The 10,885-nt window shown below is 53.0% G+C and carries 5 protein-coding genes; 3 read left to right on the forward strand and 2 right to left on the reverse strand.

All coding sequences use genetic code 11. From position 1 onward, the window contains the following. The first annotated feature begins 16 nt into the window (after positions 1 to 16). From CCY32_RS17455 to CCY32_RS10920, 3 genes are all read left to right on the forward strand, one after another. Entirely contained in the window at positions 17 to 1,663 is a 1,647-nt protein-coding gene (locus tag CCY32_RS17455; protein ID WP_141096222.1) for a methyl-accepting chemotaxis protein, read from the forward strand. A 76-nt stretch (positions 1,664 to 1,739) separates the two neighbouring features. Next, complete coding sequence (locus CCY32_RS10915) at positions 1,740 to 3,383, forward strand: amidohydrolase (RefSeq protein WP_088330658.1); 1,644 nt, start codon at positions 1,740 to 1,742, stop codon at positions 3,381 to 3,383. Positions 3,384 to 3,514: 131 nt separating this feature from the next. Then, entirely contained in the window at positions 3,515 to 6,799 is a 3,285-nt protein-coding gene (locus CCY32_RS10920; RefSeq protein ID WP_088330659.1) for a sensor histidine kinase, read from the forward strand. 91 nt (positions 6,800 to 6,890) lie between these two features. Here the strand turns inward: CCY32_RS10920 and CCY32_RS10925 are convergent, their stop codons facing one another. Together CCY32_RS10925 and CCY32_RS10930 are read right to left on the reverse strand one after the other, a co-directional pair. Beyond that, positions 6,891 to 9,608, reverse strand: coding sequence for a TonB-dependent receptor (locus tag CCY32_RS10925; RefSeq protein WP_088330660.1), 2,718 nt, complete (start codon positions 9,606 to 9,608; stop codon positions 6,891 to 6,893). Positions 9,609 to 10,026: 418 nt separating this feature from the next. Continuing rightward, positions 10,027 to 10,872, reverse strand: a complete 846-nt coding sequence (locus CCY32_RS10930) for a LysR family transcriptional regulator (protein ID WP_088330661.1) — start codon at positions 10,870 to 10,872, stop codon at positions 10,027 to 10,029. Positions 10,873 to 10,885: the final 13 nt, after the last annotated feature.

A 10,885-nucleotide genomic window follows, 5' to 3' on the forward strand; every position in this document is an offset into this window, starting at 1 on the left:
CATTATCAGGTGATCTATGTGGTTTAACACAGAACGAAAAAATTGGTCCATGCTCTGCAATCTGGTTAACAGTCTGAGTGATGCAGCGCTGGTGCTGGACGCTCAGGACAAAATACAGCATGCCAATGCCAGTTGTGCCGAGTTACTCGGTCAGGCAGTGGCGAGTCTCAAAGGCCAGCAACTGGACCGGTTGCTCAGTGCAGCCAGTGCCGGTGACGCACAGGGAAGACGCAGTGCTCACGCCCGCAGCAGCTTATATACATCGTCATCCGGCACATTGTTGGAGGTGCGTTTTTCCAATCTTCAACAGGCTGACAAGCGTTATCGACTGGTGCAAATCGATCCTGTGGCCGAGCCTGATACGCTGACCCGCTTAAAAGAGCAGGTGTTTAACGGCACAGATGAGGCCCTGATTGTGGTCAATGAATCTGACAAGGTGGTGTTAATCAATGACACTGCGCGTCGGCTGTTGAATCTGAACAAAATAAAAACCGGCGACAAGCTGGCAGGTTCCTCACTGGTGGATCGGATCAGCAAAGTGAAAGACACGCAAACCTTTAAGCCCGACGCTGATATCGGCGCGACCGTGCAGGTTCATGTGCAGTGGATTGATCTGGAAGGCCAGGTCTATAAGGCGATCCGGGTGCAGGATATCTCCGCTTTTACTAATCAGCTGCATGAAGTGAAAATGCTCGGGCGGGTGGTAGCCAATACCAGCACCTCGGTACTGATTACGAACCCGGAAGGGCTGGTGGAATACGTCAACCCGGGCTTTGAGGCCCTGACCGGTTACACCCTGGCTGAAGTCAAAGGCAAGAAACCCGGTGCGATACTACAGGGTAAGCAAACCAATAAAGAAACCGTGGCGCGTATTTCCCGTAAGCTGAAACAAAAAGAGCCTTTCTACGAGGAATTGCTTAACTACGATAAAAGTGGCGAGCCCTACTGGATTGTACTGGCAGTTAACCCCACTTTTGATGAGCAGGGACATCACACCGGATTTGTCGGCGTCAGCTCTGATATTCGTGACATCAAGAAACAGGTGCTTGAGCAGCTCAGCCAGAAAGAAGCCATCAGCAGCCAGTCTGCGGTGATGGAATTTGATCTGCAGGGCCGGCTGATCCTGTGCAATGACTACACACTGGAGCAAATGGGTAAGATCAGCGCTGAGGAATTTGCCGGTATTGTGGGTAATATCTATGGCCATCTGAGTGATAAAGAAGCCACAGAGGTGAAAAATGGTGCCTCTGCCAGCGTCACCCTGAAACTGGAAAATGCCGCCAATCAACTGGTAACCCTGGAATGTATCGTTAAGCCGGTCAACGATCTTAACGGTAAACCGGAAAAGCTGGTGATGTTCGGCAACAATGTTTCGCAGCGTAACCGGGTTATAGAAGATACCCACAGCGCCATGTCACAGGTGCTCGACCGTATTCAGAGTATTGTCACCAGTATCAATGCGGTGTCTGATCAGACCAATTTGCTGGCGCTGAACGCGGCCATCGAAGCGGCCCGGGCCGGTGAAGCCGGTCGCGGTTTTGCAGTGGTAGCCGATGAAGTCCGCACACTGGCACAAAGTTCCAACAAAGCCGCCTCTGAAATTGGTGAGCTTATCATTGAGACCAAGTCACATGTTGACGAGCTCTCGACGTTCCTTAGCTAAGGGACAAAAATCAAGGTGCGCCTGGTGGCGCGCAGCGCATCTAACCAAAGAAGCACAAGAACCAGGAATCTGCTCTATGGGATATAAAGGCTTTTTACTGATACTGCTGGCGATGATCGGTTTTCCGGGACTGGCGGCACCTACGGTAATTCACAATGTGAAGGGGTACCATGTTCTACCCGAACAAGGGGTGCAAGCCTTTTCAGTATTGGTATTTGAGCAGGGCAAAGTAGTGGCCACCGGTGATCAGTCGCTGGTGGCGCGCTATCCCCAGGCAACACAACTCGATGGCCAGGGCCGCACATTGTTGCCCGGTCTGATTGATGCTCATGGTCATATACTGGAACTGGGAGAGGCTCTGCTGCGGGTAGATGTACGTGACAGTAACAGCCCGCAGCAGGCCGCCGAGCAAGTCGCCGCGTTTGCATCAGCCCATCCGCATCAGCAATGGATCACCGGGCATGGTTGGAATCAGGTACTGTGGCCAGGAAAAGCCTATCCTCAGGCAGCAATACTGGATGCCAGTATCCGTGACAAGCCGGTCTACCTGACCCGGGTTGATGTGCATGCCGCCTGGGTAAACAGTAAAGCCCTGGAAATGGCGGGGATTGACAAAACAACCCCAGATCCCGATGGCGGGCAGATTCTGCGTGATGCGCAGGGGAATCCCACCGGGGTGCTGATTGATAACGCCATGCAACTGGTGAGTCAGCACTTACCCAAACAAACCGAGCAGAGTCTCGACCTTGCACTGACCACCGCGTCACAGCATCTGCTGTCGCTGGGGATCACCAGTGTGCATGATGCCGGTATCTCACAGCAACAGGCGGCCTTTTATCGCGCAAAAGCCGAAGATAACGCCTTGTCGCTGCGCATTTATGCCATGCTTGCGGCATCCGACCCGGCGCTGGAGGAGATGCTCAGGCAAGGGCCCTATTATGATGAACAGGACATGCTGGTGATCCGCTCGGTAAAAGGTTTTGGCGATGGCGCGCTGGGCAGTCGCGGTGCGGCGCTACTGGAGCCATATCATGACCAGCCCGATCATCACGGGCTGATGGTGACTCCAAAGGCACAACTGCCCGACCTGTTTGAGCGGGTGCTCGGTCATGGCTTTCAGTTAAATTTTCATGCCATTGGCGATAAAGCCAACCGTCTGGCTCTGGATAACTTCGCGCGCGCCTATGACAAGGTGGGCGGAGAGACCCTGCGACATCGTATTGAGCACGCGCAGGTGGTCAGTCTGGCCGACATCCCCCGTTTTAAAGATCTCGGTATCATCGCCTCTATGCAACCGGTGCATGCCACCAGTGATATGAATATGGCTGAAGACAGAATCGGTGCGCAGCGGCTCAAAGGCGCGTATGCCTGGCAACGCTTCTTAGCTCAGGGAACCGTGTTAGCGGCAGGCTCTGACTTTCCGGTAGAGCTGGCCAATCCCTTTCACGGATTACATGCTGCCATTACCCGGCAGAATCACAAGGGAGAGCCTCTGGATGGGTGGCTGCCTGACCAGCGCATGAGCAAAGCTCAGGCATTGCGTGCATTTACACTGGATGCAGCGTATGCCGCCCATCAGGAAGACGAACTGGGTAATCTGCAAACGGGAAAATGGGCGGACTTTATTCTGGTGGATCGGGATATTTTCACTATTCCGGAGAATGAAATTTGGCAAGCCAGCGCCGTGCAGACCTGGGTGGCGGGCGAACGGGTCCACTGAGATGACAGCATAGCGTATGACCTGACGTTTATGGACAAATCGCGAAGTTAATCAGTTCATTACTAAATTGACGGAATATTAAACAGCCTATACTCTGAACAGGTGTGTCTTATTTGAGAAGTTGACGTTCAATGCCTGTTTCAGTGGGGTTGGTAAGGCAGTTCACCGGATTATGCAAAGCCGCGTTACCCCTGTTGTGGTTATTCAGTGCCGCGTCCCGTGCGGCATTTCCTCCCGTTAACATCCAGTTTGAAAATGTCGGTAATCCACAGCAAATTCCCGACAATGTGGTCACGGCTCTGGCGCAGGACAGCACCGGCTACTTATGGATCGGCACCGCAGCGGGACTGGTCCGTTATGATGGTTACCGCTTTAAGCTGTTTTCTCACGATGATCAGGACCCCTACAGCTTAGCGGGCAATTTCGTGCAGTCGATTCATACCCTCGATAATGGGCAACTGTGGGTGTCCGGTGAGCCTGGCGGCGTATCATTTTACGACCCCCGGCAGGAGCGCTTTGAGCAACTGTTTGACCATCAGACCTTATTGGAGAATTCACCCTTGTCGAGCGTTTCCGTGGTTCACATCGGGCCCCGGGGTGACATCTGGCTGGCTACGCCTGGCGGGGTGTTCAGGGTCAATCCGGACCGCGAGATTGAAAAGCACTACCAAAAAGACCATGGCTTATCACATAACAGCATCCGTGCCATTTTCAGCGACAGCAAGGGTAATCTGTGGGTGGGCAGCCGCGGCGGACTAAACCGATATGACTGGGCTGAGGATCGTTTTGTGGCTATACATTCCTCTTCATCCGAGCCTTTATCCAATCAGCTGGTCCGTAGTCTGTTTGAGTCACAGGATGGGCGTTTGTGGATCGGCACCGACAATGACGGGGTGTGGATCCTGGATGTGCAGACACAACAGCTGACCCCGGCTCTTAGCGGCATACCCAAAAAACTGATGAGCGGCCCGGTCTACGAAATTGCGCAGCCCAATGAGGATGAACTTTGGCTGGCGCGCTTTGGTGGTATCGACCGGGTCGATGCCCATAGTGGTGCATGGCTGTCACGCATCTACCATGATCCTTCCAATAGCTTCAGTTTGTCCAACAACGACATTCGCACCTTACTCAAGGATCGTGCGGGCCAGATGTGGGCAGGTGGTTATGGCAGTGGTCTGCAGCATTCGTTAGGAAAGCTCCATGGGCTGGGCACCCTGCGTTTCAGTATGCAGGATGACAATGCGCTGAGCGCGCCTAACGTCAGCAGTGTGCTGGAGCGGCGAAACGGTCAAATCTGGATCGGCACCCGCGGTGAAGGCGTTGATATATATGAGCGTCACAAGGGGGTCGTGGACGGACATTACCCTCAGCCGGATGTTTCGGGAAAATTGCAGGCAGGCTGGATAGCCACGATGGCAGAAACCCCGAATGAAGATGTCTGGCTGGGGGTTAATCCCGGTCTGCTGTATCGCTATGACAACCATACCGGCCAGTTTCAGCGTTACGATGAAGCATCCGGCTTTGATAACGCCAACGTGCGGGCGCTGCACATATCATCCCGCGGCGACGTGTGGATTGGCACGAATCGTGGTCTGCGCTACTGGGATAGCCAGACGGATCGAATACACACCCTTACCATGGCCAATGGTGAGCCGATGCTCGATGGCATTAATGCCCTCTACGAGGATGAGTCTGGCCGTCTGCTGGTTGCCACGGGGGCCACAGGGTTATACAGCCTGACGCCATCAGATACAGGTCTCAGGACCATTGAGGGGCAAACAGAACAGGGCCGCGATCTGCGCACGGTGAGCATTGTTGGCATGCTAAAGGACAGTCAGCAACGTTTATGGATAGATACGCCTGCGGGGCTGTATCAGGTGCACAACTGGCAGGGCGCACAGGTTACTCTGACCAATGTCAGTCGTCGGGCTGGCTTTGGTGACCGGCCCATGGGTGCCAATTTGCAGGAAGATCATCAGGGACGTATCTGGACGCCGTCATTTATCTATCATCCGGATACCGGCAAAATGCAGCCCCTTCACCGGGCAGATGGCATTGATATTGGCACAAGCTGGTTCCGCGCCCATGGCCAGACTCATGATGGCATCCTCATGTATGGGGGCAGCAAGGGGCTGCTGTTCATCGACCCTGCAGCCTTTAGCCCATGGCAATACCAGCCTCCCCTGGTGGCCTCCGATCTGAGAATAAATGGCCGCGCCGCGAACGCCGGTGATCTTGAACAATCGGGTCTTACCCTGACATCGCAAAAGCAGAGTTTCAGTATCGAGTTTGCGGCACTGGATCTGTCGGCGCCCGAACGCAATCTGTACCGCTATAAGTTGCAGGGTTTTGATAAAAACTGGATAGAAACTGATGCCACCCGCCGCCAGGCCAGTTACAGCAACCTCTGGCCCGGCCATTATACGCTGCTGGTGGAGGGCACCAATCGCAATGGTCAATGGAGTGACAAGCAACTGAGTATTCCGGTGCGGATTAAACCCGCCTACTGGCAAACACCCTGGTTTATGGCGTTGGTGGGACTGGCCGTGTTGCTGGCCGTGTTTGCGATTATCGGGCTGCGGACGCGTATGATCACCGCACGGGCCCGGGCACTGGAGGCATTGGTGGATGAGCGTACGAAGGAACTGCAGCAGACCCAAAAAGACATGATTGAACAAGAAAAAATGGCGTCATTGGGTGGGCTGGTGGCCGGTGTCGCCCATGAGATCAATACGCCCATGGGCATCGCCTTAACGGCGGCCTCAGGGCTGAATGAATTTACCCACAAGCTCATGCATAAACTGGATGCCAACCAACTCAGTCGCAAAGATCTCAGTCAGTATGCTGAACAGGTCAAGGAGTCCAACAGGCTGATCCTGACCAGTCTGGAAAGGGCTCGGGTGCTGGTTTCCAGTTTTAAACAGGTGGCGGTGGATCAGACCAGTGAGCAGCGGCGAACCTTTGATCTGAAAGACTTTCTTGAGGATCTGCAGCATTCCATGCACCCGGTCTACAAACAGCATCATCAGCTTCACCTAGACTGCCCCTCGGGCATTGAACTGGATACCTACCCTGGTGCCCTGTTTCAGGTGCTGAGCAACCTGATCAACAATTCTGTGGTACACGGCTTCCGTGAGGGAGAAAACGGTGAGATGCGTATCGAGGCCACTCAGGAAGAGAATGACGTGGTGCTGGTGTATACCGATAACGGTAAAGGCATGGACAATGAGGTACTGAAAAAGGCGTTTGATCCTTTCTTTACCACCAGGCGGGGACACGGGGGATCAGGGCTGGGCCTGCACCTGGTATATAACTTTGTCACACAGCTTCTGGGTGGTGTTATCAACCTGCACAGTAAGCCGGGGCAGGGTATTCGCTGTGTTATCCGTATTCCCGGGGTGGCGCCGCTCAAATAAGAAGTAAATAACGCTCAGGGTTACCGGCCAGTTACTGACACAAAAAACGCCGCGGGCATAGAGCCGGCGGCGTTTTTCATTGCTTAGGCCATCAGAATTTGGCGGCAACGCCAAAGAAAGCCCGTCTGCCATAGTTGTACTCAGACAACAGTGCCTTTTCACCGGATTCGGTTTTCACGAAGGCTTTCTGGTTTTCGTCAGTCAGATTGAGAACCTGCAGCATTACCGTGAAGTTGTCGTTAATGTCATAGCTGAAGTTCGCATCCCACTGACCATAGCTGTCAGTGTATCGATCGATATCCCTTGCCAGACCGGCAAAGTATTCGCTGCGATAGGTATAAGACAGACGTGCCAGTAAGCCGTTAGCTTCGTAGAAGCCGCTGACATTAAAGGTGTCCTGAGAGTTATTGGGCAGTACTTCACCTTCTTCATCCATATCGGCATCCTGATAGGTGTAGTTAGCCAGGGCGCCATAGCCGTTACCAAAATCATGCTGAAGATTTACTTCAATGCCCTGATTGGTGCCGCCGCCGCCATTGACCGGCGTACGCAGGTCCATTTGAGTAATGTAATAGCCAACGTCTTCCTCATCCAGAACGTTTACGCTGTCATCTTCGGGCAGCAGGACGTTGGTCTCTACCATCTCTTCGGTGACATAAGATTTAATGTCTTTGAAGAAATAGGCCACAGATAAAATAGACGCATCGGTGAAATAATACTCTGCGGAGATGTCGTACTGATCCGCTTCGGTGGGGTTGAGCCACGGATTGCCCTGTACGCCACCGGTGCGAGAATAGATTTTGCGCTGAGCGAGCAGATCATAATCCGGGCGCGAAATAACACTGGCCGCGGCAAAACGTAAAATGATGTCGTCGGCAAAGTCGTAGGTGACATTCAGGCTTGGCAGTACATCGGTGTAGTCGCGCTCAACCGTGACCGGCGACTGGGCATCGGCGAGTCTGTCGCCGGGGAACCAGCCGTCCGGCTTGAGAATGTCAAAGCCGACACTGGTCTGGTCGGTTTTGGCAATACGGACACCGACATTGCCTTTCCACTTACCGCGGTTGAAGTTGGCCTGTATATACGCACTGCTCACCTCTTCCTGGAGATCCAGTGCATAGGCAGGGTGCCAGTAGCTTCTTAGTAATCCTACCTCTTCGAACGCGGCATCGAGGTTGCCAAAGTCAAAGTTATACAGGTAGGGCTGCGTGCCCCCGCCCATAAAGTCGTCTACGGTGCCATTTGACCAGCCGCCCAGATTAATTGACTGCACACCAAAGCCGGGGTAGAGGCTCTCAAGATAGGCGGAGCCGCTGTATTCTTCGTTGTAGGAGAACCAGGGGTAGTGCTCATTGAGCTGCACTAACGAGGTTTTCTCATGGTCACTGTAGCGCAGACCAATATCAATTGAGGTGATGAAGTCGCCATCCAGCACATAGTTCAGATCAGCCTGTGCATAGACTTCTTCCTGATCGTTGACGTAGTTTTTATCGGCAATGTAGACACCGACATAGTCCTCTGGCGTGGTTTGCGAGTCCAGTGTGAAGTCTATGTGTTTACCACTGAGATCGAAGGTGGCATTGGTTTGTGCCTCAAAATCCAGTGCGCGGATAGAAATCGCCCCCTCGGCTTTGGTGACCCCGGCCTGAGCGGTAAAGGTAAAGGCGTTAGCATTCCATTCGAATTTAAGATCATGGACGCGGGTTTTATAGGCGCCTTCTTCGCGGGTCGAGGTGTAACGTGACTCCAGGTAGTTACCATAATGGTGCCAGCGGGCATCGGGATTGAGGTCGGCGTCATTAGAGACCAGCGTACCACGGGTTAGAATACCGTTTTCGATGTCACCAGACAGATCGCCAAAGCTGTTTTCGCCCACCCAAACGCCGTTGGCGAATGAACGGTTTTCTTTGTCGGCTTCGGAGTAGAGGTTGTTAAAGGTCAGCATCTTATTGTCATCGAAGGCATATTGGATGCTACTGCTAAATGTGGTCAGCTCTTTGTCCGCTTCAAAGCGTGAAGCATCGATGCTTCTGGGGCTGTAATAGGTCATGCCGTCAACACTGTCGAGATAATTAAACCCGCCTGCACGCAGGCCATCCCGCTGGGTCGTGGTCTCTTTGAGCACGCCGCCAATATTAAAGCCGAAGTCTTCACTGGCGTTTTTCCAGCTGTAAAAACCAGACAGAATCGGGCTGTGGTCGCCGGTTGTTTCCTGATAGGCGCTGCGCAGTGAGAACGCCGAGGAATGGGCGTCGTCATCAAAGGGGCGGCGGGTCTTTACGATCACCGTACCACCCAGTGAGCCTTCCTGCACTTTGGCCTTGGCTGACTTGTGCACTTCAAGCGTGTCAATCAGCTCAGTGGGCAATAAGGAATAATTGAAGCCGCGAGAGGCCGTCACGATAGAGGCTGATGCGGTGGCAGAGGCCACATTCTGACCGTTGAGCAGCGTCAGGTTGAGGTGTGGGGCAGTGCCACGGATGCTGACCCTGTCACTTTCCCCTTCAGAGCGCTGAACCTGCACACCGGCGATGCGTTGCAGGGCATCGGCGACCGTCTGGTCCGGGAACTTGCCAATATCTTCAGCAGAAACGGCGTCCACAATGGTGTCAGAGAAACGTTTGATGTTAAGGCTTTTTTGCACTGAGGCGCGATAACCTTTGATCTGAACGACTTCAACATCGGCTTTCTCTTTCTGCTCAGTATCCTTCTCTGTTTCCTGACCCAGCGCCGCGGCGTGTATGCCGTAGCCCATCAACAGTGCCAGTTGAACCGCTCGGGTAATCTTCGTTTTCTGCTTAGCTATCATGCGAGGCTCCTGTGTTAACGCATGTCAAATTATTCGATAGTAATTTACAAAATAGAATACAATATTGCAACAATATGAATTTAGAATAAATAATTTATTAATATATTTCATTTTAGAATTTGTTAACGAAATATAAATTATGCTATCTCTCGAGTATAACGCATTGCTTTAAAGGGTTTTTATCTTGGTGTGGAGGGCGCTTTGGCAGGCTGTAATTCTGGTTTCTCGATGAAGATAGCGATCTTTAGTCTTCCCGCACCTCCGTTCATTTTCGGTTGAAGTATTCATAAATGGGGTTATTTAAGGAATAATGTGGTGGGTTTGGGTATGGCAGAAGATAATGCTGAACCCATACCGCTCCAGGCGCCTGATTTGATATCCGGGCGCCTCTGATTAGAGCGGCTAAATCCTGCTGCGGTCAGGCGAGTCTGGCGCGGATAAATTCCGCCAGCTTGCTGCTGGCCTGGGGATGTTGTTCAGACTGAATAAACAGGTTAATCCCCACCTTACCCAGATTCGGCAGGGCAGGGTGGCGCAATTCAATCAGTTCATCGGGCAGGGTGCTTTTGGCCAGTACCGTAATACCCAGCCCTTCTTTCAGGGCGGCGGTAATGCCGCCGATATCGGCATTGGTATAGCTGACCCGCCAGCGCAGGCCAGCCTGTTGCAAACTATGGCGGGCGCGCTGGCGATAAATACAACCTTGTGGCGCAGCTACCAGTGCAATGTTGTCGGCGTTGAGCTGATAACCGGCCCGCGCCACCCATATCAGCTCATCCTGAAGCAGGGTTTCCGGGCGGGGATCGCCGGGTTCATCATCCAGGGCCAGAATCAGATCGTATTCCTTACGCTGATCTTTACGCAGCAATGACTTACTCAAATCACAGCTCACTTCCAGCGTGACATCGGGATAGGCTTTGGAGAAATCGCCAATAATGCTCGGTAATACGCGGGTGGCAAATTCACTGGGCAACCCAAGACGCAATTGACCGGTAAGCTGTGATTGTTCAAACTCGCGCAGAATATCATCGTTGAGATTGAGCATTTGCCTGGCACGGCGATACAACAACAGACCGTCGGCGTTGATCTGTTTTTTCTGACCCTGACGATGAAACAGGCGTCGTCCTATTTGTTCTTCCAGCCGTTTAATTTGCAGGCTGATGGCCGGTTGCGAGCGGCCCAGGTATTCCCCTGCCTTGGCATAACCGCCCATGTCCACCACGGCCACCAGGGCGCGCAGGTTATCCAGAGAAAGTTGTTTCATGCTTTGATACTCA

Source organism: Lacimicrobium sp. SS2-24 (genome assembly GCF_002201535.1).
Lineage (GTDB): Bacteria > Pseudomonadota > Gammaproteobacteria > Enterobacterales > Alteromonadaceae > Lacimicrobium.

Coding starts and splice junctions, on each gene's coding strand:
- CCY32_RS17455 (WP_141096222.1), top strand. CDS start 17: ATGTGGTTTAACACAGAACGAAAAAATTGGTCCATGCTCTGCAATCTG.
- CCY32_RS10915 (WP_088330658.1), top strand. CDS start 1,740: ATGGGATATAAAGGCTTTTTACTGATACTGCTGGCGATGATCGGTTTT.
- CCY32_RS10920 (WP_088330659.1), top strand. CDS start 3,515: ATGCCTGTTTCAGTGGGGTTGGTAAGGCAGTTCACCGGATTATGCAAA.
- CCY32_RS10925 (WP_088330660.1), bottom strand. CDS start 9,608: ATGATAGCTAAGCAGAAAACGAAGATTACCCGAGCGGTTCAACTGGCA.
- CCY32_RS10930 (WP_088330661.1), bottom strand. CDS start 10,872: ATGAAACAACTTTCTCTGGATAACCTGCGCGCCCTGGTGGCCGTGGTG.